The 23,958-nt window shown below is 60.7% G+C and carries 22 protein-coding genes and 2 pseudogenes; 17 read left to right on the forward strand and 7 right to left on the reverse strand.

All coding sequences use genetic code 11. The annotated features are described in order from the left end of the window. Positions 1-5: 5 nt before the first annotated feature. Positions 6-674, reverse strand: a complete 669-nt coding sequence (locus tag ACT3UA_RS04030; protein ID WP_141393531.1) for a GntR family transcriptional regulator — start codon at positions 672-674, stop codon at positions 6-8. Between the two features lie 158 nt (positions 675-832). Here ACT3UA_RS04030 and ACT3UA_RS04035 point away from each other — a divergent pair, with 158 nt between their 5' ends. The 7 genes from ACT3UA_RS04035 to ACT3UA_RS04065 all read left to right on the forward strand — a co-directional run bounded on the left by ACT3UA_RS04035 (position 833) and on the right by ACT3UA_RS04065 (position 7,549). Beyond that, positions 833-1,954, forward strand: coding sequence for a type III polyketide synthase (locus tag ACT3UA_RS04035; RefSeq protein WP_444615617.1), 1,122 nt, complete (start codon positions 833-835; stop codon positions 1,952-1,954). After that, a complete protein-coding gene (locus tag ACT3UA_RS04040; RefSeq protein ID WP_096286285.1) occupies positions 1,951-2,664 on the forward strand; it encodes a methyltransferase domain-containing protein in 714 nt (237 codons plus the stop codon). The genes ACT3UA_RS04035 and ACT3UA_RS04040 overlap by 4 nt, the downstream gene beginning before the upstream one ends. Beyond that, positions 2,657-3,784, forward strand: coding sequence for an FAD-dependent oxidoreductase (locus ACT3UA_RS04045; RefSeq protein ID WP_176484173.1), 1,128 nt, complete (start codon positions 2,657-2,659; stop codon positions 3,782-3,784). Before ACT3UA_RS04040 ends, ACT3UA_RS04045 begins: the two co-directional genes overlap by 8 nt. Before the next feature lie 115 nt (positions 3,785-3,899). After that, positions 3,900-5,195: a 23S rRNA (adenine(2503)-C(2))-methyltransferase RlmN gene (gene rlmN / locus ACT3UA_RS04050; protein WP_255248436.1), complete on the forward strand. Its 1,296-nt coding sequence runs from the start codon at positions 3,900-3,902 to the stop codon at positions 5,193-5,195. Between the two features lie 212 nt (positions 5,196-5,407). Continuing rightward, positions 5,408-5,896: a carboxymuconolactone decarboxylase family protein gene (locus tag ACT3UA_RS04055; protein WP_096286289.1), complete on the forward strand. Its 489-nt coding sequence runs from the start codon at positions 5,408-5,410 to the stop codon at positions 5,894-5,896. Further along, positions 5,893-7,080 (forward strand): pyridoxal phosphate-dependent aminotransferase, encoded by a 1,188-nt coding sequence (locus tag ACT3UA_RS04060; protein ID WP_105552753.1) that lies wholly within the window; start codon positions 5,893-5,895, stop codon positions 7,078-7,080. The genes ACT3UA_RS04055 and ACT3UA_RS04060 overlap by 4 nt, the downstream gene beginning before the upstream one ends. Before the next feature lie 103 nt (positions 7,081-7,183). Beyond that, complete coding sequence (locus tag ACT3UA_RS04065; RefSeq protein ID WP_444615618.1) at positions 7,184-7,549, forward strand: DUF2695 domain-containing protein; 366 nt, start codon at positions 7,184-7,186, stop codon at positions 7,547-7,549. On the opposite strand, the gene ACT3UA_RS04070 is transcribed toward ACT3UA_RS04065, so the two are convergent. Further along, complete coding sequence (locus tag ACT3UA_RS04070) at positions 7,546-8,241, reverse strand: DedA family protein (RefSeq protein WP_181148410.1); 696 nt, start codon at positions 8,239-8,241, stop codon at positions 7,546-7,548. The two genes, ACT3UA_RS04065 and ACT3UA_RS04070, sit on opposite strands and share 4 nt — an antisense overlap. 371 nt (positions 8,242-8,612) lie before the next feature. Between ACT3UA_RS04070 and ACT3UA_RS04075 the strand changes: the two genes are divergently transcribed. The 4 genes from ACT3UA_RS04075 to ACT3UA_RS04090 are packed head-to-tail and all read left to right on the forward strand — an operon-like array spanning position 8,613 to position 12,005. Further along, on the forward strand, positions 8,613-9,530 hold the full coding sequence (locus ACT3UA_RS04075; RefSeq protein WP_444615619.1) for an ABC transporter ATP-binding protein: 918 nt from the start codon (positions 8,613-8,615) through the stop codon (positions 9,528-9,530). Further along, positions 9,527-10,282, forward strand: coding sequence for an ABC transporter permease (locus ACT3UA_RS04080; RefSeq protein ID WP_096286299.1), 756 nt, complete (start codon positions 9,527-9,529; stop codon positions 10,280-10,282). The genes ACT3UA_RS04075 and ACT3UA_RS04080 overlap by 4 nt, the downstream gene beginning before the upstream one ends. After that, complete coding sequence (locus ACT3UA_RS04085; RefSeq protein ID WP_176484175.1) at positions 10,279-11,403, forward strand: sensor histidine kinase; 1,125 nt, start codon at positions 10,279-10,281, stop codon at positions 11,401-11,403. Before ACT3UA_RS04080 ends, ACT3UA_RS04085 begins: the two co-directional genes overlap by 4 nt. Further along, positions 11,400-12,005 (forward strand): response regulator transcription factor, encoded by a 606-nt coding sequence (locus ACT3UA_RS04090; RefSeq protein ID WP_096286303.1) that lies wholly within the window; start codon positions 11,400-11,402, stop codon positions 12,003-12,005. Before ACT3UA_RS04085 ends, ACT3UA_RS04090 begins: the two co-directional genes overlap by 4 nt. Here ACT3UA_RS04090 and ACT3UA_RS04095 read toward each other — a convergent pair. Further along, positions 12,002-12,502: a DUF456 domain-containing protein gene (locus tag ACT3UA_RS04095; protein WP_096286305.1), complete on the reverse strand. Its 501-nt coding sequence runs from the start codon at positions 12,500-12,502 to the stop codon at positions 12,002-12,004. The genes ACT3UA_RS04090 and ACT3UA_RS04095 overlap by 4 nt on opposite strands. A 66-nt stretch (positions 12,503-12,568) precedes the next feature. Here ACT3UA_RS04095 and ACT3UA_RS04100 point away from each other — a divergent pair, with 66 nt between their 5' ends. Next, entirely contained in the window at positions 12,569-13,381 is an 813-nt protein-coding gene (locus ACT3UA_RS04100; RefSeq protein ID WP_096286307.1) for an enoyl-CoA hydratase/isomerase family protein, read from the forward strand. A gap of 35 nt (positions 13,382-13,416) precedes the next feature. Here ACT3UA_RS04100 and ACT3UA_RS04105 read toward each other — a convergent pair whose 3' ends face one another. After that, a complete protein-coding gene (locus tag ACT3UA_RS04105) occupies positions 13,417-14,964 on the reverse strand; it encodes a long-chain-fatty-acid--CoA ligase (RefSeq protein ID WP_096286309.1) in 1,548 nt (515 codons plus the stop codon). 268 nt (positions 14,965-15,232) lie between these two features. On the opposite strand from ACT3UA_RS04105, the gene ACT3UA_RS04110 reads away from it, so the two are divergent. Next, positions 15,233-15,955, forward strand: coding sequence for a VOC family protein (locus ACT3UA_RS04110; RefSeq protein WP_255248437.1), 723 nt, complete (start codon positions 15,233-15,235; stop codon positions 15,953-15,955). Positions 15,956-16,080: 125 nt separating this feature from the next. Further along, entirely contained in the window at positions 16,081-17,070 is a 990-nt protein-coding gene (locus ACT3UA_RS04115) for an aldo/keto reductase (protein WP_444615620.1), read from the forward strand. Positions 17,071-17,074: 4 nt separating this feature from the next. Here the strand turns inward: ACT3UA_RS04115 and nirB are convergent, their stop codons facing one another. Then, positions 17,075-19,684 carry a nitrite reductase large subunit NirB gene (nirB, locus tag ACT3UA_RS04120; RefSeq protein ID WP_096286315.1) on the reverse strand — a complete coding sequence of 870 codons (2,610 nt, stop codon included), beginning with the start codon at positions 19,682-19,684 and terminating at the stop codon, positions 17,075-17,077. Positions 19,685-20,044: 360 nt separating this feature from the next. Between nirB and nirD the strand changes: the two genes are divergently transcribed. Together nirD and ACT3UA_RS04130 are read left to right on the forward strand one after the other, a co-directional pair. Beyond that, on the forward strand, positions 20,045-20,422 hold the full coding sequence (gene nirD, locus ACT3UA_RS04125) for a nitrite reductase small subunit NirD (protein ID WP_096286317.1): 378 nt from the start codon (positions 20,045-20,047) through the stop codon (positions 20,420-20,422). A gap of 571 nt (positions 20,423-20,993) precedes the next feature. After that, entirely contained in the window at positions 20,994-21,218 is a 225-nt protein-coding gene (locus tag ACT3UA_RS04130) for a hypothetical protein (RefSeq protein WP_141393532.1), read from the forward strand. Here the strand turns inward: ACT3UA_RS04130 and ACT3UA_RS04135 are convergent. Further along, a pseudogene (locus ACT3UA_RS04135) lies at positions 21,215-21,589 on the reverse strand (integrase core domain-containing protein); the annotation flags it as partial. The gene ACT3UA_RS04130 and the pseudogene ACT3UA_RS04135 overlap by 4 nt on opposite strands. Here ACT3UA_RS04135 and ACT3UA_RS04140 point away from each other — a divergent pair. Continuing rightward, positions 21,570-21,893, forward strand: a pseudogene (locus tag ACT3UA_RS04140) (integrase core domain-containing protein); the annotation flags it as partial. The pseudogenes ACT3UA_RS04135 and ACT3UA_RS04140 overlap by 20 nt on opposite strands. 687 nt (positions 21,894-22,580) lie before the next feature. Here ACT3UA_RS04140 and ACT3UA_RS04145 read toward each other — a convergent pair. After that, the gene (locus ACT3UA_RS04145; RefSeq protein WP_096286323.1) at positions 22,581-23,597 is read right to left on the reverse strand and encodes a DUF2599 domain-containing protein; all 1,017 of its coding nucleotides are present in this window, start codon (positions 23,595-23,597) and stop codon (positions 22,581-22,583) included. Between the last annotated feature and the right edge of the window lie 361 nt (positions 23,598-23,958).

Raw genomic sequence — 23,958 nt, forward strand, 5'->3', positions numbered from 1 at the left:
TGCAGCTATGCGGGCTGCTCGACTAAACCGGCTTGCATCACGACGTCAACCGTGGCCTGGAAGTGCTTGCGCAGCAGCGCGCCGAGTTTCTGCGCATCGCGAGCAAGGGCCGCATCGAGAATATCTGCGTGCTCCTGCTCGACATCGCGCGCCACCGCCGCTTGTGACGGCGCGGCCCACCGGCGATAGAGCTCCGTGAAATTTGCCAAGTCGGTGGAGAGCTTCAGCATCGGTTGGCACTCGCACGGAGCCAAAAGCTGATGATGAAATTCGCGGTGCGCAGCCGACCAGAGTGGGTTCACCCGATCCGGATCTTCGGGTAGACGGCGTGGGGTTCGTGAAAGTTTATGGTGCGCGGCGATGAGCCCGGATTCCCAGGCTACGGTTCCACGTTCCACGGCCAGCCGTGCCGCGAGCGCCTCGGTGGCGCAGCGAAGCTCGGTAATGTCTGCCAATTCTCCAAGGTTGAGATCTGGAACAAAAAATCCGCGATTGGGGCGGATGGCAACAAGGTTTTCACCGGCTAAACGGGTCAAGGACTCGCGAATGACGGTGGTGCTGGTGCTGAATTGCTCGGCTAACGTGGTGGGCTGCAAGCGATCTCCCGGTGACCAGAAGCCGTCCAGAATGGTGCGGCGAATTCCTTCGAGCGAATGCATAGATGCCTTTGCCACGCGGGCCTCTTTCTTATTGGTGAAACCTTGAGCGCAAAATCCAAGATAATCATATTATGTCCGACTACTCAGAGTATTGAGCGATTTCATTTCTTCGTGTTCGTCCTGTGTTTCGCTGCACCCTTTACGTAGCGTGGCGGTAGGCCTAGGCTCGGCTCATGCCAGTGATGCTGCGTACTATCCAGACCGCCGTACCAGAAACGCTCCTTCGCCAGGATGAAGTCCGTGATGTCTTTGCACTGCAACCGGGGCTGTCCCGGTTGGGTCAGCGGCTGATCGCCACCTCCTTCGATTCCTCGGCGATCAACACCCGCTACAGTTGCGTCAAAGACTTCGATGCCCACCACCCGCCGGCCAGCGCGTTGTTCTACGACGCGGGCACGCAGCAACTGCACTCTCCGAGCACCGCCACCCGCAACCGCGAATATGCCGCCCACGCCCCGGCACTCTTTATCGGAGCCGCGCAGAAAGCCCTGGACGACTGCCCGGATCTGACACCTGCGGACATCACCCACGTCATTACGGTCTCCTGCACCGGTTTTTATAACCCAGGACCGGACTACCAGATTGTGCGCGCGCTGGGTCTGAAGCCCAATACCGTGCGGCACCATCTGGGCTTTATGGGTTGCTATGCGGCTTTCCCTGCACTTCGTGCGGCTAGGGATTTTTGCCTCGCGGATCCGCAAGCAACGGTGCTGGTGGCCTGCGCGGAACTTTGCACCCTGCATGTGCACAGCTCGAACGACCCGGACACCATCATGGGTTCTGCGCTCTTTGCCGACGGAGCCGCGGCGGCAATCGTCACCGCACACGGCGATAGCGGATTGAGCATGGACGCCTTTGAAACGGTGCTCACCCCGGTCGGCGAAGAGGCCATGGCATGGAATATCGGGGACGAAGGCTTTGAGATGGTGCTCGGAACCTATGTTCCGCACATCATTGATGAGCATATTAGCGGCGCCTTGGAACCGCTCTTCGCGAAGGCTTCCATCCCGGAAACGACCTTCGCCCAGATCAAGCATTGGGGGATACACCCCGGTGGCCGAGCGATCCTGGACCGCGTCCAGAATCGCCTCGAACTCAGTGATGCCCAATTAGCCCCTGCCCGAAAGGTCTTGGCCGAATACGGAAACATGTCCAGCGCGACGGTCCTGTTCGTGCTCAAGGAAATCATGGATGATCGGCAAGCCAGCTCGGGCGAACGCGTCTGCGCCATGGCTTTCGGTCCCGGACTGACCGTGGAAACCGGGCTCTTCACCCTGCACGGGACGGCTGAATGACGGGTCTGCGGCGCAGCATCGGAGCCAGCGAGGAAATGGATCGACCGGATTGCGACCCTGCATTGCTACGCCGGACCTACGCGCAGTTTCCGCTGGTAAATCGGGTTGTCGCCGGATGGCGCGGAAACTACGCGCGCTTCATCCGTCCCGTGCTGCGCCGCCGGCCCGGAACAAGAATTCTGGATGTGGGCTGCGGGGGCGGCGACATCGCAATGAATCTGGCCCGCTGGGCGCTCGCCGATGGGTTTTCGACTCAGATTCTCGGGATAGATCCGGATCCGCGCGCCATCGACTACGCCCGCCGGGCTCTGCGCCAGGCGGCTCTGCCGGAGGGCGTGGTGCAATTCCGTGAGACTACCAGTGTGCTGCTTGCCGCCGCCGGGGCGCAGTTTGACGTGGTGCTCTCCAACCACCTGCTGCACCACCTGGAAGCGGGCGAATTGCAGCAGCTGCAGGTGGACACCGAGCGGCTGTGCGCCGGGATCGGCCTGCATAGCGATATTCGCCGCGCCAGAGCGGCATTGCTGTTGTTCGGCACGGCAACGCTGCCGTTGGCCGGTACCTCGCTGATCCGCCGCGACGGGCTGGTCTCCATCCGGCGCAGCTACACGCCAGCGGAACTGGCTGCTTTGGCCAGGTCTGGCTGGGAGGTGCAAGCACAACGGACTTACCGCAATGTGCTGCTCTGGAAGTCAACCGGCAGTGGATGAGGTAGCGATCATCGGAGCCGGGCCGGTGGGATTGACCCTGGCGATCCTGTTGGCCCAACGAGGACGGAAAGCCACGGTATACGAGAAGCGAACCGAACTAGCCGGGCATTCACGAGCGATCGGCCTGCATCCGCCGGCCCAGCAGATCCTTGAACTGGCGGGGGTAGGCCCGCAGGCGCAGGAATGCGGAGTCCCGATCCGCCGCGGCATCGGAGTTTCGGCGGGCCGCATCATTGGCATCATGGACTTCGCGGTGATCGGCGGGGGCTACCCCTACGTCTTGTCATTGCCCCAACAGGTCACCGAGACGCTGCTGCGCGAACGCTTGGCGGAGCTTGCTCCGGGCACACTGGTCTCCGGGGCCGAGTTCACCGGCCTTCGGTCGCAGTCGCCGGACGGGGTGGAATTCACCGCCGGCGGTACCTCGCACCGAGCCCGATGGCTGGTCGCAGCCGACGGAGTGAACTCGTCGGTGCGCAGGAGCCTGGCAGTGCCATTCGGCGGCAGAGCTTTGCCCGACGCCTACCTGATGGGAGATTTTCCGGATACCACGCAGCTGACCCACACCGCCGCCCTGTTTTTGCACCCGGCGGGGATAGTGGAATCTTTCCCCTTGCCTGGTTCCCTGCGTCGTTGGGTCCTGCGTGTGGACGGCCAGAGCTCCGGCAGCTCGGCCGCCGACGTGGTTGATGCCCTCTGCCAGCGGGTGGGATTTGTGCTTGACGCCGCGAGCTGCACCATGCACAGCCGGTTCGCTACCGCCAACCGGCAGGTTGCCTCGATGGTCCATGGGCGGGTGGTATTGCTCGGGGATGCCGCGCACCAGATCAGTCCCATTGGGGGACAGGGACTCAGCCTGGGATTTGCCGACGCGCTGGAGCTGGCTGGGCGGTTGGCTTCCAATGCATCCTTGGCCGGTTTCTCCGAAACCCGATTGCAGGCCGCGCGCAAGGCGGGTTCGCGCGCGCAGCTGAATATGATGCTGGGCCGGCCGTTGCCATGGTGGCTGGCATCGGGGCGCGATGCCCTGATTTCACGCCTGGCAGCGAGCCAACGCCTCCATGACGGTGCAGCCCGCAGCTTTACGATGACCCCTCGTGGAGGTCCGGGAAGCAGCTGATGTCCAGCAGAGGGCCGCTGGTTCTCTCCGAGGTGGAGGGCGCTGGAGGCCTCGGTGCCATGCGTGCCCAAACTCACCGCCAACTTCCAGTGGATACGTGAAACAATAGGTAGTAATGACTTCCAGCGACTCCACCACACTTTCCGCCGTTGAACGCAAGGCCCTGCGCACCGAGCAGGCCGCTGCCCAGCGCGCCCAGCAGCTGCGCATCTCCAAGTCCCGAGCCGAGGCCGAAGGCCGCGCCCAGGTCGTGCCAACGGCCGAAGGATGGAAACAGGAGATGGGCGCCGATGGCCGTCCAGAACTGCAGTTCGCCACCAAGCGCCGCGTCGCCCAGCCGCCAACGCACCTGGCGGACCTGAGCCTTGCCGAACGCCAAGCGAAGCTGAAGGAACTAGGCCTTCCGGCCTTCCGCGCCAAGCAGCTTTCGACGCACTACTTCACGCACTACACCACCGACCCGGAGAAGATGAGCGATCTTCCCAAGGAGCGCCGTGCGGAACTGGCCGAGGCCATGTTCCCGAAGCTGCTCACCGAGGTCAAGCGACTGACCACCGATGACGGCAAGACCATCAAGTTCCTCTGGCGCCTGTTCGACGGTTCGCTGGTCGAGTCCGTGCTCATGCGCTACCCGGGCCGCATCACCCTATGCATCTCTTCGCAGTGCGGCTGCGGCATGAACTGCCCATTCTGCGCCACCGGACAGGCGGGGCTGACCCGCAACATGTCCACCGCGGAAATCCTGGACCAGATTGTCCAGGCGAACCGGGTGATCGCCGAAGGCGGCCTCGGTGGCCAGAAGCATCCGGACGAACGCGTGGGCAACATCGTGTTCATGGGCATGGGCGAGCCGCTGGCGAACTACAAGCGCGTGATGAACGCGGTGCACCGCATGGTTGCCGACGCCCCCGAAGGCCTGGGCATGAGCGCCCGCGGCATCACCATTTCCACCGTGGGTCTGGTGCCTGCCATCCGCAAGCTGACCGAAGAGAATGTGCCGGTCACCTTCGCGCTGTCGCTGCATGCCCCGGACGATGAGCTGCGCGATGAGCTGATCCCGGTGAACTCACGCTGGAAGGTCGACGAGGCGCTGGACGCCGCGTTTGACTACTATGTGAAGACCGGACGCCGCGTCTCCATCGAGTACGCGCTGATCAAGGACATGAACGACCATGAGTGGCGTGCCGAGCTGCTGGCGAAGAAGCTCAACGCCCGCGGTCGCGGCTGGGTCCATGTGAATCCGATTCCATTAAATCCGGTACCGGGCTCCATCTGGACCCGCAGCGAGAAGGACATCACCAGCAAGTTCGTGCGCCGCCTGGACAGCCTCGGCGTACCCACCACGCTGCGCGATACGCGCGGCAAAGAAATCGACGGCGCCTGCGGGCAGCTCGCAGCCGACGAAGACTAAACATCTGTGACTAGGGCCTTTGCTTCACGTGAAACACGTGGAGCAAGGGCCCTTTTCGCGTTTAGGGGTGCCGGCAATCTGGCGCGCGGCCTGTCCGGAGACGCTATTTCTGGGTTCGCCGGTCGGGGCGGGCTCCGCGAACACCGGCAGCCGCCAAGACACAGGCGCCGGCTCAGCAAGAGCAACCGCGGCCAAACCGGTAGGGTTCAGATATGGCCGTTTCAGACCCACTCTTTTTAGACAAGACCAATCCCGAGTTGTGGAACTCCATGGGGAAGTTCTCCAACCAGCTTGCCAAGACCTACCGGGCAGCCGGCATCAGCGACCGGACAGCCGAACTGATCAACCTTCGGGTCTCGCAGATCAACGGCTGCGCCTACTGCCTCGACATGCACACGCGCAAGGCGCTGGAAGCCGGAGAGCGCATGCAGCGCATCGTCTTGCTCAGCACATGGGATGAATGCGGCGGACAGTTTGACGAGCTCGAATGCGCGGCCCTTGCCATCGCCGAGGCTGCCACGGATCTGCCCTGCCCGGAGGAACGCATCGCCGCCGTAGCTTCGGCACGACTGCTGCTCACCGATGAACAGGTTGCCGCGATCCAGTGGATCGCGATTTCGATGAACGCTTTTAATAGAATTTCCATTCTGTCCCGCCACCCGGTCAAGGAACGGGCGCTTGGAGCGGAGAACGCCCAGTGAAGGTATCTGCTCGCGGACAGGTGCCGCCCTTTGAAGTAATGCAGATTGTTGATTCGGTGGCCACCATGCGCACCGCCGGACATGATGTGATCTCGCTCTGCGTCGGCGAACCCGGTGGCGGGGCACCGGCCGCGGTTAATGAATTGGCTTCGAAGCTCCACGCCGAACATGCGGATTTCGGGTACACCTCCACCACTGGCTTAGCCGCAACAAGGCAGGCGCTAGCCGAGCACTACCGCCTGACCTACGGGATAGAGATTCCCGCGAGGAACTTCGTCATGACTGCAGGTTCCTCGGGCGCATTCCAGCTCGCGTTCTTGGCGGCCTTTGATCAGGGAGATATCGTCGCATTGGCGCGCCCTGGGTACCCGGCCTACGCAAATATTCTGCAAGCCCTTGGGCTGCAAGTTGTTGACCTGCCCACCGGACCCGAGCAGCGTTTCCAGCCGACGGTGGAACTTCTCGAGGCGGCGAAGGCGCAACACGGACGCCTCGACGGGCTGGTGATAGCTTCGCCGAATAACCCCACCGGCACCATGTTCAGCGCCGCGGAGCTTGAACGCCTTGCCTGCTGGTGCGAGGCCAATGGGGTGCGGCTGATCAGTGACGAGATCTATCACGGAATCGAGTTTGTTCCCGAACGCAGGGGCCATACCTCTTGGGAATACTCCCAGACCAGCATCGTCGTCTCGTCTTTTTCCAAATACTGGGGAATGACCGGCTGGCGTTTGGGCTGGATGATCGTCCCCGACGATATGCTCGCCGTGGTGGATGGCCTAGCTTCCAACCTTGCCCTTTGTGCGCCGGCGCCCGCGCAACGCGCCGTCCTGGCGGCCTTCGAACCAGCGAGTCTGGACGAAGCCGAGAGCCGGGTAGCCGAATTTGCGCGCACCCGTGAGTTGGTGCTCCGCAGCATGGAAAAGCTTGGCATCTCCCAGGCGGCCCCTGCCGATGGCGCGTTCTATCTCTACGGAAAACTGCGCCCGGCGGTGCTCGAAAAGTTTGGTTCGGCCTCTGGGTTCTGTGCCGCGGTCTTGGAAGAAACCCATGTGGCGCTCACCCCCGGCGGGGACTTTGACCCATTTGCGGGGCATCTCTATATTCGGCTTTCTTTCGCTGCGGGCTACCATCGTGTCGCCGAAGCGCTGGATCGAATCGATGCATTCCTGAAAAGGAATATTTAGCAAAGGGAGTTTATACACAGTTCGCCGTTGCGGGGCAACGCGTTGAACAAGCAGGCCCGAAGCTGGGATGAATCAATGTCCGCCGCCCAGCTTGGAGTCCACCATGCGCGATCTTCCGCTACCCGTTGAACACGAATGCCTTGCCTGCTACCTCTATCGGGTAGCCGAGGACGTCCCCTGCGAAGGTTCGCTTCGCATGCTCAAATATTACCGAGACCATTCGGCGCCCCGAGCCACCGCGCTGGAACGCAAGATCAAGCTGCTGGGCGGATACTGCGATTGCGAGGTTCTCATGAACGCACTGCGGCCGGCTACCACCGAGGCGGTCAGAGCCATGGACCACGGGGCCGATTTGGTCTGCAAAGGGGTACGCCGCGGCTGTATTCAACCCTGCGAGCAGTGGTTGATACGCCGCGGCGTGCAATGGGCTGGCGGACAATTCCGCAGCCGGGGTGCTAAAAGCTCTTAGTCGTCGATTGCGTCAGACCGATTCGCTGCCTTCTTCTTGGACGCCATACGGGCCTTGAGAAGTTCCACGAAGATCGGGATGACCGAAATCAGCACGATCAAGATGAAGATGATGTCTACGTTCTCTTCGATCCAGCTAATCTGGCCCAACCAGTAACCCAGCAGGGTTACGCCGACACCCCAGAGCAGCGCGCCGACAAGATTGTAGAAAACGAAGGTCTTGTGGTTCATTTTGGCGACGCCGGCAATCACCGGCACGAAGGTACGAACCACCGGGACGAAGCGTGCAAGGATGACCGCGCGTCCACCGAATCTCTCGAAGAATTCGTGCGCACGTTCCACGTTCGCCTGGGAAAAGAAACGAGAATCGGGCTTTTTGAAGATCGCGGGGCCAGATTTCTTACCTATGATGTAGCCCGTTTGGTCTCCGGCGAAGGCGCAAACGAAGATCGCGAGGGCAAAAAGCCACAGCGAGATATCCAGAGTTCCCGAAGCAATCAACAGCCCCACGGTGAAGAGCATTGAATCCCCTGGCAGGAAGAACCCGACAAGCAATCCGGTCTCGGCAAAGACGATGCCGCACACCAGCAGCATGACCCATGGGCCTAAGGCTGGGTCGCGGAGGAAGACGTTGGGGTTCAACCAGTCGGGGAGAAACGCGGCTCCCATGGTTGGTGTCCCGAACTCGGTCATAAGCGAGAGGAAAGGAGAAAGATCTAGCACGGTAAAAGACTACGGGAAATCACTGGGAGTTTCCCTGCACGTTAATGCAGATCACAGACCGAAAGTGCGTGGAGAAACGCCGAAATTACATCCTGACAGGTGCTTACCGAACCTTTGCGCTAGCTGGCGCACAGGTGGAGTGTGGCGGCACAGCGCCAGAGCCTATCGGCAAGATCACAGCCAACTCGTCCCTATGCTGGCACCGGGCGGGGCAACGTCTACCGAGGCGCCACCTCGTTCGTTCGAGGTCAGGCGGGCGAGCATGACCCATGACAACCGTCATGGGCGGGACGTGACTTTCTACTCTGTGCACAGCACCGGAAATTTAGAAAAATAAGAGTATGAAAACGCTGAACCGAACCGACGCTGTCACGCTGACGGGGCTTCACAAGACTTTCACGACACCCCGTACCAAGGTCGAAGCCGTTAAAGGCATCGATCTAACCATTCACACCGGACAAATCGTCGCCCTGCTGGGGCCGAACGGTGCAGGGAAGACCACCACCGTGGACATGATCCTCGGGCTGACCGCGCCAACCGCAGGAACTGCCCAGGTACTTGGCCTGGACCCGCACAAGGCGGTGTCCAGCGGCCGGGTCTCCGCAGTATTGCAAACCGGCGGACTGCTTCGAGATATGACCGTCTACGAAACGATCAAGGTCATCGCGTCCATGCACCAAGTTCATGGACGAATCGACGAAGTCATGGAACGAACCGGACTAACCCCGATCGCCAAGCGCCGCGTCGGCAAATGCTCCGGTGGTGAACAGCAACGCATCAAATTCGCTCTCGCGCTCTTGCCCAACCCAGATGTGTTGATCCTGGATGAGCCCACTGCGGGGATGGATGTGATGGCTCGCCGCGAATTCTGGAACACCATGCGCAACGAAGCCATCGACGGGCGAACCATCATCTTCGCAACCCACTACCTCGAAGAGGCACAAAACTTCGCCGAACGCACCGTGCTGATCAGCCGCGGCGCGGTGGTCGCGGACGGGGCAACAGAGCAATTACGGCAGATGATCTCCGGACGCAAGGTAGTCGCGACCATGCCGGACACGCGAAGCATCGACCAGCTCATGAGCGAAGAAGCCAAGCCCGAGATCGAAGAGCGGTCAGGGATGCGGGTGACCTTCCGCTGCCAGGACTCGGACGGGCTGGCACGAACACTTCTGACCCGGTATGGCGCCTATGATCTGGAGATCTCCGCGCCAAGCCTCGAAGACGCTTTTGTTCAGTTGACGGAGGACGCATCATGAATCCCACATATGTCGGTGTCGAGTTCACCCGAAACATTCGAGATGGCTACAACCTGTTCTTCTCCCTGTTGATGCCTTCGGCAATGTATCTGCTCTTCGGCAGCATCCCCAGTTATGGCGAGGAAGTCCTCGGGCTGGGAAACGTGAAGTTCTACATCATGGCTTCGATGGCAGCGTACGGGGCCGCGATCTCGACGGTTTCCATCGCCGGTACCGTTGCTACCGAATCCATGCAGGGCTGGGGGCGCCAGATCGCCTTGACGAGAATGTCGCCGGCAACCTTCGTCTCCTCGAAGATGTTCGTGGCGACCACCATCGCGGCGATCTCCGCGGCTCTGGTCTACGCACTGGGTGCTGCGACGGGCGCCACCACCACAGAATGGTGGCTGTGGATCGCCGCCTTCGGCATCACGATAGTTGGTTCGCTGATGTTCGCTTGCTACGGCATCGGCGTAGGCATGCTCTTCAAATCCGAATCCGCGCTGGGCCTGGCCTCGGGATTGATGGTGTTCTTCGCGTTCTTCGGCAACGTGTTCATGCCGCTGAGCGGCTTGATGCTGGATATCGCCCGCTTTACCCCGATGTACGGCTATGTCGCGCTGGTACGTTTCCTGCAATTGCAAGATGTTCCGGCAGAAACCGGGTTCGCTCCCGATGCATTGTGGATCCCAGTGACTAATGTGGTGCTATGGGCAGCGTTCTTCGCAATCTTCGCCCTGATCGCAACGCGAAAGGCACGGGCACGGCAGTGACCGAACGTAGTCAGGCACAGGCCGACGTAGACCGGTTCTGGAGCAGATTCGGCTGGTGGGTATCGGGAGTGTGGATTATTTTCCTCATCTACCCGACACTCACCCTGCTCCAGGGGGACTTCCCGGTGGCGTTGCGGGTCCTCGGGTTGAGCCTGATTCTCGTGTACGCGGCCGCTTACCTTCGCGGCTACGGACGGTTCTCCTGGACGGTGGGCCACGGCGGCAGCGGCTCTTTCGAGGTATATGCCTATTTCGGCATTATGGCAGCGATCATGTTTGCGAGTATTCCGATCCTGCACGACGGCGCGTTGGGGCTGCTGCCATTCCTGACCTCATATTCGGCCTTTCTGCTCAAGCGCAAGGTCATGTACGTGACCTACGCGGTGGCACTGGTCCTGAGCTTCGGCCTTCCGCTGGCTTACGGCGTGTTCCTGCAACAGCTCTTCCTCACCGGGTTGAACGTGATGCTCATGGTGATTTACTTTGTCACCTCCGGGACGATCCGCCGGGCAGTGGCGGCAGACATGATCAAGGATGAATTCCTGGTACTCAGCGAGCAAGAACGGATGGCTCGCGACGTGCATGACGGGGTTGGCCATTCGTTGACCGCGCTGAATCTCAAGGCGCAGCTGGCGCTGCGGCTACTGGACGAAGGCGAAGTCCAGAAAGCTCGAAGCGAGGTTGAGCAGCTCAGCGAACTGGCGCTCACGGCACTCGATTCCGTGCGCACCACCGTGCATGGAATGGCCCGTGCGGATCTCGAAGGGGAACTTCAGGCCTTGGCGCAGGTGTGCGCCGATAGCGGCATTGAGTTTAATGTCGTGGGCCGGGCAGAAGCCATCCCGCAGGCGCTGCGTTCCCACGTTTCGTGGATCGTGCGGGAGTCACTGACCAATGTGTTGCGCCATGCGCACGCCAGCGGGGTCTGGGTTGGCCTATCTGAGCAAATGCTCAGTATCGATGACGACGGAGATGGCCTGCAGAATGCCAAGGAAGGCCACGGGCTACGCGGCATGCGTGAACGGGCCCGGCTTTTCGGAGCCAGTTGCACAGTGGGGGAGTCGAAGCTAGGCGGAACCAGCATTCGAATCGATTTCGGGGCTACGGGAGCAGATGCATGATCAAGGTGTTGATTGCCGATGACCAGCACCTGGTCCGCGGCGCGCTGGTGGCGCTGCTGAACATGGAAAATGACCTCGAGGTGGTTGCCGAATGCTCCGACGGAGACGAGGTGCTGGCCGCGGTGGCCGCTCACGCCCCGGACGTGGTGCTGCTGGATGTGCAGATGCCGCGCATGGATGGCCTCACGGCCGCCGGACTGGTTCGCGCGAAGCATCCGCAGATCAAGGTGCTGATCGTGACCACCTTCGACCGTCCGGGATATTTCAGGCAGGCATTCGAGGTCGGAGCCCATGGATTCCTCGTCAAGGACGCCTCGCCCGCCGAACTAGCCGACGCCGTGCGCCGGGTGCAGGCCGGCGGCAAGGTCATCGACCCGCAGCTTGCGATGCTGTCGGTTGAATCCGCGAGCAATCCGCTGACCGATCGGGAACGCGAGATCCTGGGGCTCGCGGCGGCCGGGAGCCCGGTCTCCAGGATTGCACAGGAAATACATCTGTCGGTGGGTACGGTGCGCAACCACCTGTCGAATGCGATCGGCAAGACCGATGGGTCGAATCGGATCGAGGCCGCGCGCATTGCCCAGGAACGCGGTTGGATCTAGCGGGTCGCGAAGTGGGTGATCAGGCCGATGACCCAGATGGAAGTGGCCAGCAGGACGCAGCCGAACTCTACAATGATTCCGATACCCATGGCCTTCAACGTCGCCCAGGAAGAGGCCAAGGCGCCACCGAACTTGCGGTGGCGAGCGGCCTCACCGAGGAACAGACCCACCGCAAAGCCGAGGAACAAGCCCACGACCGGAATGAGGATGGCGCCGGCGATCGCACCGAGCAACCCCCAGAAGATCGATCCTTTGGGGATCTGATGCTGTTTGAGCTTGCGCCCGGTCAGCACCGCGGAGGCCGACCAGCCTAAGGCGGCGATCAGCATGCCGAGTCCCGCCGCCCACCAGGAAGCGCCGGACCCCAGCAGCCAACCCCAGCCGAGAAGCGTCAAAATAGTGAGCAAGGAGCCGGGCAGGACCGGAATGATTGTTCCCAAGGCAGAGACGATCAGCAGTAATCCGGCAATAATGGTGTAAATAATCTGTGCATCCACACCCTTAGTGTGGCACGGTGAGCAGAGAATAACTTTTGGGCGCGTGCAGGATTTTTGAGGTGTTTGATGAGTCAGCAACAGCAGGGCCGCATCGGTGTCGAGATCAGCAACAACGTAGCCACGGTGAGCCTGGATAATTCGAAGCAGTACAACGCGCTGACCAAAGACATGTGTCTGCAACTCGTCGGCGCGTTTGCAGGGCTCTCTGCAAACCCCGAGGTCGCGGCCATCGTGGTGACCGGGGCCGGAGCGAACTTCAGCGCCGGCATCGCCATCGATCAAATGGATCTGGTGCTCTTTGACCAGCCCAGCGCAGATGGCCTGGTTAACCACTTTGATCTGGTGGACCACGCGATTACCAGCTGTCCCAAACCGACCATCGCGGTGGTGCGCGGCAATTGCTTCGGAGGTGCCTGGCAGCTGGCGGCCGCGTGCGACGTCCAACTGGCGGCGGACAATACCCGTCTTGCCATTACCCCGGCCAAGGTGGGGCTGGTGTTTCCCCGGCCCGGCATCGAACGCCTGGTGCAGAGGGTGGGCCAGAGCCGCGCGAAATACCTGCTGTTCAGCGGCGCCGGAATCAGCATGGAAGAAGCCTCCGAGTGGGGCCTGTTTACCCGGGTTGTACCGCTGGAGAAGCTGGATAGCGAGGCGGCGGCCCTGCTCTTCCAAATGTCAGCCAATTCGAACTTTTCGATTCAGCACACCAAGGAAGCCATCTCACTGACCGGCGAAGGAAAGCCGGAGCCACTGCTTGATGCCTACTGGGAAGAGCTGTGGCGGAAGAACGCGCGCAGTGAAGACCTCAAGGAGGGCCGAGCGGCTTTTGCCGCCAAGCGCCGCCCAGAATTCAGCTGGCGCTTCGAGGGAATCAACTAGCGGCGCAGCCCGCTGCCGGAGGCGTGCACCGGTACCTAGCCGCTGTGCTTGGCTACCAGCTCGCGTTTGAGAATCTTCCCGCTGGGACCCAGCGGGAATTCTTTCACGATCTCAATGTGCCTTGGATACTTGTAGGCGGCGATCTGTTCGCTGACCCATCGGCCGATACTTTCCGGGTTCAGGGTCGACCCGGGTTCCAGCGTGATCGAGGCCGCTACTTCCTGTCCGTGCTTTGCATGTGGAATGCCGTACACGGCCGCGTTGGAGATCTCCGGATGGCTGACCAGCACTTCCTCCACCTCGCGTGGGTATACGTTGTACCCGTTGCGCAGCACCATATCCTTGGTGCGGTCCATGATGCGCAGATAGTCTTCTGCATCTTTCGTGCCTAGGTCTCCGGTGCGGAACCACCCATCCACGACGGCCTCGGCGGTCGCATCCGGGCAGTTGAGATATCCGGAGAACAGGTTGTGTCCGCGGATCACCAGCTCTCCCAGCTCTCCGCGGGGAAGCAAACGGATTTCGTTCGGATAGGCAGGGTCGGCGATTTCCACTTCGACTCCCCAGATGGGGGTGCCGATAGTTCCGGGGCGAGGCTCGCGCCCCAAATGGTTGAAGGTGGCGGCCGGTGAGGTTTCGGTCAGTCCGTACGCCTCATGGATTCGAGCTCCGAAACGCGCCTCGAAGGCGTTCAGGACCGCTACCGGCAGCGACGCACCGCCGGAGACCGCATAGCGTAGCTTGGTTGGTTTATCGCTGCGTTGTTTGCCGGCTTCCAACAGTGCGACGTACATGGTGGGGACGCCAAAGAACAAGTCGATTTCCTGGTCCAAGACCAGGTCCAGGGCATCTTTCGCGGTGAATTTCGGAAGCAATACGAGTTCGGCACCGGCGCGGAATCCGGTGTTGAGCACGGCCGTTTGGCCGAAGGTATGGAACAGCGGCAAGCCGCCGAAGAGCTTATCGCCGGGGCGCATATCGATGGTTTCCAACAACAATGTGCTGGTCTGTTCGATCAACGCCAGGTGGGTGCCGAGGGCGCCCTTTGGCGTGCCGGTGGTGCCGGAGGTGTAGAGGATCGTGGCGATATTCTCCGGATGCTGTGGCTCATAGGTCCTGATGGGATCCGCGCTCGCCGCGCGGTCTTCCAAGCGGTCGGTTTCCAACTCCGGCGGTGCCAAGACGCTGAGGACTTTGGCGCCGGCCAGTTCGGCTCCGGCTGCGCCTTCGCCTAGCAGGGGAGCGGCACAAATCAGCAGCTTGGCGGCGGAATCTTCGAGTACGTAGGCGATCTCCTGCTTCTTCAGCAACGCGTGGATGGGCACTGCAATAGCTCCCAAGGAAAGGATGGCGTAGTACACCCGGGCGAAGTCGGTGACATTGGGAATGAGCACCGCCACGCGGTCTTCCTGTTGGATTCCGAGATCGCGCAAGGCTCCAGCGTAGGCGCGGGTCTCATCCCAAAGCTGGCTGTAAGTGGTGCTTTGGCCGCTCATGGTGATCGCGTTCTGATCCCCATAGCGCGCGGCGCTTTCGGCCAAGATGGCCGCCACCGACATGGTCAGGTTTGAGTTCGAACGCATCACGCAGGGCTCCTAGGATCAACAGCTAAAACTTAGTGAGGTGGATCACTCTACAAGCCTAGTGGAACTTCGTGTCAAATCAAGGTACTACGTTTCATTTTACGTTTTCCACTTTCTTAGAGAGGTCTTGACCCTTGCTGGTCGTAGCCATTGAATAGACTGCACGGTCGTTTTAGACTCAGCGTGTCATCACTGACAACTCGCAATCTAAGGGAGCACCATGTCGACGCCAGAATTTCCACCGGGATCTCCGTGTTGGATCGATTTATTGACCAAGGACATCGAGGCTGCCAAGACCTTCTATTCGCAACTCTTTGGATGGAGCTATGTCGTGGGGGAGGAGGAAACCTACGGTGGCTACACCACGGCCGCCATCGACGGGCTACCCGTCGCGGGGCTTATGAAAAACGATCCGGACAATGGCTTCCCGGACGTATGGAGCACTTACCTGCGTGTTGCGGACATCGACGCGGCGGTAGACCAAGTCCAAGCGCATCAGGGGCATGTCTACATGCCGCCTATGGAAGTGCCCGAACAGGGGAAAATGGCGATGATTGGCGACCCCTCGGGCCTCGGAGTGGGACTCTGGCAGGCCGGCGGCCATCCCGGCTATCAGAAGATGGGGGAGCAAGGCACCCCGGTGTGGCATGAGCTGCACACCACCAAATTCGAAACCTCAACAAAGTTCTATCGCGAAGCGCTGGATTGGGATCTGGAGGTGATGAGCGACAGCGACGAGTTCCGCTATCAGACGCTCGGCGCCGGAAGAGATGCAAAGGCCGGCGTGATGGACATTGCGCATTTCGAGGACCCGAAGCTCGCCGGTTGGAAGGTGTATTTTGCGGTGGAGGACACCGATCAAACGGTGGCCGACGCCATTGCCGCGGGCGGCGCGGAAGTCAGCCCGGCCATGGATTCGGACTTCGGCAGGCTCGCGGTCATCGCGGATCCCACCGGTGCCGAGTTCTATGTCATCCAGGCCAACGGCTAAGGGCGGACCGATTGCTCCGGATGCGGTGAAAATTTTCTTGCTGATTGTGTATCCATCCAACGAATCGCTTCATGGCGTGTGGAAATGGTGCGATTTGGCGAGTCGTTCCACGTAAGCTCGGGTACATGCAACAACGACTTCTTGGACGCACCAACCGCACCGTTTCCGTCATTGGCCTGGGCACCTGGCAGCTGGGCGCCGACTGGGGAGCGGTGGACGAAGCCGAAGCTCAGTCGGTGCTCGACGCCGCCTACGCCGAGGGCGTCAGCTTCTTCGACACCGCAGATGTCTACGGGGACGGACGCAGCGAGCAGCTCATCGGCCGCTGGCTGCGGGCCAACCCGCAGGCCGAGGTCACGGTGGCCACGAAGATGGGCCGCCGCGTGGAGCAGGTGCCCGAAGCCTATAACCTGGAGGCCTTCCGCGCGTGGAACGATCGTTCCCGCGCCAACCTGGGGGTGGACACCCTCGACCTGGTGCAGCTGCATTGCCCGCCTACGCCGGTGTACTCCACCGATGCGGTCTACGATGCGCTGGACACCATGGTGGACGAGGGGCGGATGCGCTCCTACGGGGTCTCGGTGGAGACAGTTGATGAAGCGTTGAGCGCTATCGCCCGTCCGAATATCGCCACCGTGCAGATCATCGTTAATGCCTTCAGGCACAAACCGCTGGAGCAGGTGCTGCCCGCGGCCCGCAAAGCAGGAGTCGGCATCATTGCCCGCGTCCCGCTGGCCAGCGGGCTGCTGACCAACCGCTACACGCCGCAGACGAAGTTCGCCGCAGATGACCACCGCAGCTTCAACCGCGACGGCTCGGCCTTCGACGTGGGCGAGACCTTCTCCGGGGTTGACTACACCACCGGGCTGCAAGCCGCCGAGCAGTTCGCGCAGCTGGCCGCCGCCGAGGCGCCGCAGGCGACCAGCGCCCAGGTAGCCCTGGCTTGGCTGGCCGCCCAAGAAGGCATCAGCTCCATCATCCCCGGGGCCCGCAATGCGGACCAGGCCCGGGCGAATGCCGCCGCCGGGTCGCTGCAGCTCTCTGAGGGCTTCAACGCCGCGGTGCGCGAACTGTACGACACGAAGCTGCGCGCGCAGATCCACCCACGCTGGTAGCCGCCTAGCTCGGTGCCCCGATGCCGATCGTGGCACCGAGGCGCACCGGCTCGGCCGGGCGGTGCTGCCCGCGTTCGGGAATATAGCTGAGCTCCTCGTCCTTCTGGTCCGGGGCATTGACGAAGGAGCGGAAGCGGCGCAGCTTCTCCGGATCCGCGAGCGTGGCCGCCCATTCGTCCTGGTAGTTGCCCACATGCGTTTCCATCGCGGCTTCAAGCTCCGCGCCCAGGCCCAGCGAGTCCTCGACCACCACGGCCTTGACATGCTCGATGCCGCCGTCCAGATCCTGCATCCAATGCGCGGTGCGCTGCAGCCGGTCCGCGGTGCGGATGTAGTACATCAGATAGCGGTCGATGTAGCGCAGCAGCGTGGCATCGTCGAGTCCACCGGCTAGCAGCTGGGCGTGGGCGGGGTTCGCTCCGCCGTTGCCGCCCACATACAGGTTCCAGCCCTCGGCGGTGGCGATCACTCCGACGTCCTTGGCCCTGGCCTCGGCGCATTCGCGCGCACAGCCCGAGACGCCCATCTTGAACTTGTGCGGGGCGCGCAGCCCGCGGTAGCGCAGCTCCATCTCGATGCCCATGGCCACAGAGTCCAGCATGCCGTAGCGGCACCAGGAGGAGCCGACGCAGGTTTTCACATTGCGCAGCGACTTGCCGTAGGCCTGGCCGGACTCGAATCCGGCGTCCACCAGCTCCTTCCAGATCTCCGGCAGCTGTTCCAGCCGGGCGCCGAACATGTCGATGCGCAGCCCGCCGGTGAGCTTGGTGTACAGGTTGTACTTCGCCGCCACGGCGGCGATGACGCCGAGCTTTTCCGGGGTGATTTCCCCGCCCGGGATGCGCGGGACCACCGAATAGGTGCCGTCCTTCTGCATATTGGCCATCACCCGGTCGTTGGTGTCCTGCGCGCCGGCCAGTCCCGCTTCCATCGGGTGGCCCGAGGTCTGGGAGGCGAGCACCGAGGCGATGACCGGTTTGCAGATGTCGCAGCCCGCACCTTTCCCGAAGCGCTCCATGATCTGCGGGTAGCTGGTCAGCCCGGCCAGGCGCACGGCCTCGAAGAGCTGGGCGCGGGACAGCTCGAAGTGCTCGCACATCGCCGCGGAGACCTCGGCGCCGTTCTTCAGCATCTCGGCTTCCATCAGCTTCTTGAGCATCGGCACGCAGGAACCGCACTGGGTGCCGGCGCGGGTGCAGCCCTTGAGCTCGGAAAGCTTGGTGACCGGCTCGCTGCCTTCGCAGCTTCCGCAGCCGCCCACGGCGTCGCGGATCGACCCGGCGCTGACATTGTTGCAGGAGCAAAGCACCGCCTCATCGGGCAGCTCGCCCTGCGGCGCCTCGCCGCCCAGCGCGCTGAGGTAGGCACCCGGTTCGCCGGGCAGCTCGCGGCCCAGCAGCGGGCGCAGCGACTGGTAGGGGGTGGCGTCGCCGACGAAAATGCCGCCGAGCAGCACCTTGGCATCGGAAGAGACCACGACCTTCTGGTAGAGCCCGCGCGGAGCATCAGCATAGACGACCTCCAGCGCGCCTTCGGTGCGGGCGAAGCCGTCGCCGAAGCTTGCCACGTCCACCCCGGAGAGCTTGAGTTTGGTGGCGGTATCGAAGCCGGCGAACTCGGCGGTTCCGCCCTGCAGCCTTTCGGCCACGACCTCGGCCATGGCGTTGGCCGGCGCCACCAGGCCGATGCACAGCCCCTCGAAGTTCGCGACCTCGCCGATGGCGTAGACGTTCGGGATCGCGGTGGCGCAGCCGGCGTCGATCTCGATGCCGCCGCGCGGGCCGATGCCGAAGCGCGGCTGGCTGCTTTCCGAAGCATCGAGCGCCGCGTTGTAGTTGCGGGCAATTTCATCGCGGGGCCGCACCCCGATGGACACGATGACCATATCCGCGTCGATGGTGCGCTCGTCGGCCATCAGCACCCCGCAGACCAGCCCGGTTTCGGCGCTGGCGAGAATCTCTTTCGGAAAGACTCCGCCGTGCACGGTGAATCCGGTGTCGGCGATGAGCCGCCCCATGGCCTGGCCGGCGCCCTCATCGAGCTGGGTGCCCATCAGCCATTTGCCGCCGTCGATCACCACCGCTTCGGCGCCCAGCGCCTGCGCGCCGGCTGCGGCCTCCAGGCCGAGCAGGCCGCCACCGATGGTGGCCACCACCGGGGCGCGGCCCAGGGATTCGGTGAGCTCGCGGACCTGCTCGGCAATGGCCCAGACGTCCTCCAGGGTGCGGTAGACGTGGGTGTGCTCGGCTCCCGGAATCGGGAGAGTGGCGGCATTCGAACCGGTGGCCAGGACCAGCTGGTCGTACTCGAAGCTGCGCCCGTCGGCGGTGCGCACGGTTTGCTTGATGCTGTCCAGCTCGGTGACCGCTGCACCGGTTTCGAGGGTGACATGAGCGCGTTCCCAAAGCTCAACCTCACCGAGGGTCAGGTCGACTCCGGGGTTGGTCAATGCCTGGGAGAGGGCCACCCGGTCGTAGGGAATGTGTGTTTCTTCGGTGAGCACGGTGATGTGCAGGTCGCTTGGCTCGCGGTTTGAAATGGCCTGCGTGAAGCGGTGCGCGGCGGGGCCACCGCCAACCACCACAATGCGGCGGGATCCATGTGCTGTGCCCATGATGAAACTCGACTTTCGCTCGAAAAGATCAGTGCTCGTTGGTGAATGATCCCAGCTTAGAAAGTTAGTTTTGCGCCGCAATTACCCTTATGTTTCGGGGGCCACAATTTTCTCCACCACCCAAAAAATAGCCGGTGAGAAGCGCGAAATATGTTGGAATCAAAACTGGTGCTCCGCACGGCGTTTCCTCGAAGAGTCGCGTAAAGATCCTTGATATTCCGGGAGGGATCGGGGGCTCACCTTGGTTGCGCTACGCGGTGAAGCAGGCTTTACCGAGGCGGAACAGCAGTACGCACGGCGCGAAACATTGGAGTTCTAAGCTCGAACTATCGAAGGCACCCAGTTGAAAGGAGCGCAGTGATGAGCGCTGTAGTCGAAGAGTATGTATTAGACATTCCAACCAACCTCGCGTCGGTCTGCCGACCGGAGGACCTGGAACCAGGGTGGGGAGAAAGCGCCCTGCTCGATGGCCGGCAAATCGCGTTGTTCCGCACCGAATCCGGGGACTTCTTCGCGGCCTCGCATCACTGCCCGAACAGCGGCGCGAAGGTGATGGCTCGCGGGATTCTCGGCGATACCATCATTGACGGCCAGCGCGTGCCGACGGTCGCCTGCCCGCTGCACAAGGAAATCTATCGATTGGATTCCGGGCAGTGCCTCAGCGCCGAGGAGACGCCGCTTCCGGTGTATCACCTGGTCGAACACGAAGGCCAGCTGTGGACGGGAGCACAGCGATGAGCGGCAACACGGAAGCTTCAGCCAGTATTGAACACGCAGCTTGGCAGGGCTGGCTCGAGACTGTCCCGGAATCGGGGATAGCAACTGCCACACCGATAATGGAGAAGGCGGCATAGCCGCCGGCAAGCCGTTGCCGAGGTCAGGAAACTGACCTCGGCAACGGCTTTTAAAGCTCCATCTAGTAGCAGTGCCCCTGAGCTTGGAGCATTCAGCGAATCAATCCGAAGGCGCAGAGCCCTCCTGCGGCCCGGGGAATCCGCGCTAGTGGCCAGCTCGGATCACGTCGGTTCGGGGAACTCGATCCTTTGGTTCTGTGGACGTTCGATCCGGCAATCTGCGCTGTAGCCTCGATGCGCCACGGTCGGTTCGCTGCCGCCTGTGCAAGTCGCTGTCCAAGATGGTGGAAACTTTCAGAGGGTCTTTGCCTTCGATGCGCGTACTTATCGAGTCGCAGCAAGGCGGACTAAGCTTGGCGGTATAAGCAAAGCTAAGGAAGCGGACCTTCATGGTGAAACCACCGCGAAGGGAAAGCCTCACCACCTCGTGACCGCATCGAATGCAGGTGGCGCGAATGAGTGAAGATCTTGCCAAACTGGTTGACCGCGGTGACATCGTTGCGGCCGTTCGCGCAGCTCAAGGATTAACACCGGAGCGTGTTAGGCCGCTGCTATTCGGCGGCGGTTTCATGAAAGATTCGAAACCTTACGCTGAGTTCATTTCTCGTTGGTATCAGTCTTTGTCGAGTGCTAATCTCGCGCCGGAAATTTTCAAGTCAAGTGAGACCACTAAGTCTTAGGCCAACATCTTTTCTCCTTCTTCCTGCTTGATCGGTTCGTTAATCCAAGCCGCTTCAGGCAGCAACATTTTCTTCGGGAGCCGGTTCTTTCCAAACCGTTCAGGATGCTCCGCCCATGCCTTTTCCAACGCCGCTAGGCGTTGGTCATCCACGTGCCCAGTCATCCCGAAATGCACGTCGGCAGGAGTATGAAAACCCAATCCTGATTGGCGATGCTCAGTGTTATACGCATGAACAAACCGGCCCATAAAATCCCTGGCGTGCTCCAAGGAACCGAACCGCTCAGGAAATACCGGCATATACTTCAAAGTCTTAAACCACGACTCTGAGTTATCCCGAATTCGGGATAACTCAGAGTCGCTTTTCAAGACCATGAAGTATGGGCCTACGTTCCCCGAACGGTTCGCATCGCTAGGGGGTGCAAGGGAGTTCAGGAACGAATTCGTTCAGTGGTACAACTGTGCTCATCAGCATTCGGGTATTGGTCTGCATACGCCTGCAAACGTTCACTACGGGCTGGCTGACGCGGTGGCTGCGAAGCGTTCGCAGGCCCTGGCTGCGGCTCGTGCAAGGCATCCTGAACGGTTTAGTACCTCTAATGATCCGAGACTCCTCGCGCTGCCGGAAGCTGCATGGATCAACAACCCGCAGGACCGGCTAGCTCAGGCTGCTTGAGAGCTAATTAAACTCGTGTTGGTACCGTTTGACTTGAAAAATTCCGAGGCCGGTTTCTCGTGAAGGTTTGTGTGCGAACTTTCCATCTGAGATGTGATGGTTGTTGGCATCGATAACCGGCGTGATGGGCTCCTTGGTGACATTACGTGTTCGTTCTTGTGGTCTTCGGGTGCGGTCAGTGCGCTCGGCGGCGAAACATGAGCAACCCCAAATAATCACTACGACGACCGAGCCGCCGAACGTTTGCAGCCAAGTCCTCAGCGACCAGAAGCGATTAATATCCACATCAAGAATCAGCGATCCAAGCTAACCACCAGCGATGGCGTCGACAACACCCAGTACAAGGGTGTCAAGTAGCTCTCCGATCAGAAAGGCCAGTACCGATTCGGTACTGGCCTTCTTTCATCACTGCGGGTTAGAACTCGCGGCTCTGTTCTTTCGCTTAACCATCCACGCCATGGCTATGATGGCCGCACCAGCGAGAGCGAGCACTGGCGATCCCCAAAGCGCGAAGCTCTCAAAAGCAGTGTTTTCTCCACTGCCGCCAGCCTCTAGCCGTTGGATCTCGGCTGGGGTGAGAACTGCCATATTATACCAAGTGAATAGAACGACCCCGATGATCAAAAGCAAGGAACCAATAATTAGGCCCCACACATTTCGCTGACTTTTACGCATGTTACTTACTTTCTATAAAGGGTTGCACAGAGCCCGAAGCATCCGTGCGTAGCTCACTTTCGGACGCCAAGTATCCAGATTCCAACTCTTTTTGAGCGGGTCCCTAAGACGAACCGCGTCAATATGGCAGTACAGCTGATCTCGCATCGACGCAGTTTCTTCACGAGTACCAGGGGTTTTCGAGTTCATCTCATAATAGAACGCCTTACGAATTGATCCGTACAAGGCCGGTCCGAACAAAAGCCAAACGTTGGCTCTGCCCCACTGCGTCGGGTAAACCTCCAAAGTGTAGCCCTTGTACTTCTTGTTATAGGCCGTCCAGGAAGTCTTTGCGATCAAAGCCTTGCCGACCCATGGATCAGCTACAACCGGGTAGACTACTGATTCATTCCGGTCGACGATTTGTGTGAACGAATGCCCATCAATTATGTACCGTGTGGAGATTTCGCGACCAGAAGCATCCCGGGCCCAGGGAGCAGCTACACCGCCGATGAATACGCCCTCATCGATCACGGCGATCGCACCGTCTTCTTGCAGCTCGAGCTTCGCCTGTATAGGTAGATCCAGCTTATAAGTGAACTCGTGTGGGCTTTCCTTAGCGCTCAGCACTGTGTTGATTCGCACTGAACTCGCTTCAATTGGCTCCACTACGACATCAACCCCGTCTCCGCCGAATACAGCCGTTCCTGAGTTGAGCGTCTTTCCGCGCTTCGACACACCGGCTTGCTGAGGTAGAGAGATGCCGATCGAAGATTCTGTACCTTCGGCACTGTCCGTCTGGATCTCGATGAGCTCATCTCGCATGAGAGGAATCGACAAAGAGTCACCTGAGGTGTCAGAACTCAGGGTGATTTCATCACGTAGTACTTGTGCATCTGTTTCCGGCGCAGGCAGCTCGTCAGGGGTGGCTGCTTTAACCGCTTTTGCAACTTGCTCGGAAGGGTTTTCTGCAGCGTACGCGACAGAGGGGAAAAGAAGTGCAGAAACTACTGCACCCGCAATTCCTGCAGTAACCAGTCGTTTTCCCATAATTTGCCTTATCTAGGGTGAGAAGCTGAAATTAACTGCGACCAATTTATCAAACAGAATTTTGATAATCAAAGAATCGTCCTAGCGCAACAGATTTGAGAACATAATTACGTCATAGGTAGTTGGAATTTACATCTTATGTAGTATTGGAGAGCCGGCAGCGTTCCGAGGAATAAAAACGATCACTGACCTCACTATTGGGATGAGTCGCTTGTTCTTTAGGCATGCAGCAAAACTTATTAGGCATACGCCTGACTGTTCTGTCCTAAATTGGGCATGGCCGCGTCAGAAGAAGTTAATGACCTTGGCTAGCCGGGCGCAGAGGCCGGTGGTTGGTTCGCACAGGCATACCTCACTGAGA

The organism is Glutamicibacter sp. 363 (assembly GCF_052379505.1).
Classification (GTDB): Bacteria; Actinomycetota; Actinomycetes; order Actinomycetales; family Micrococcaceae; genus Glutamicibacter.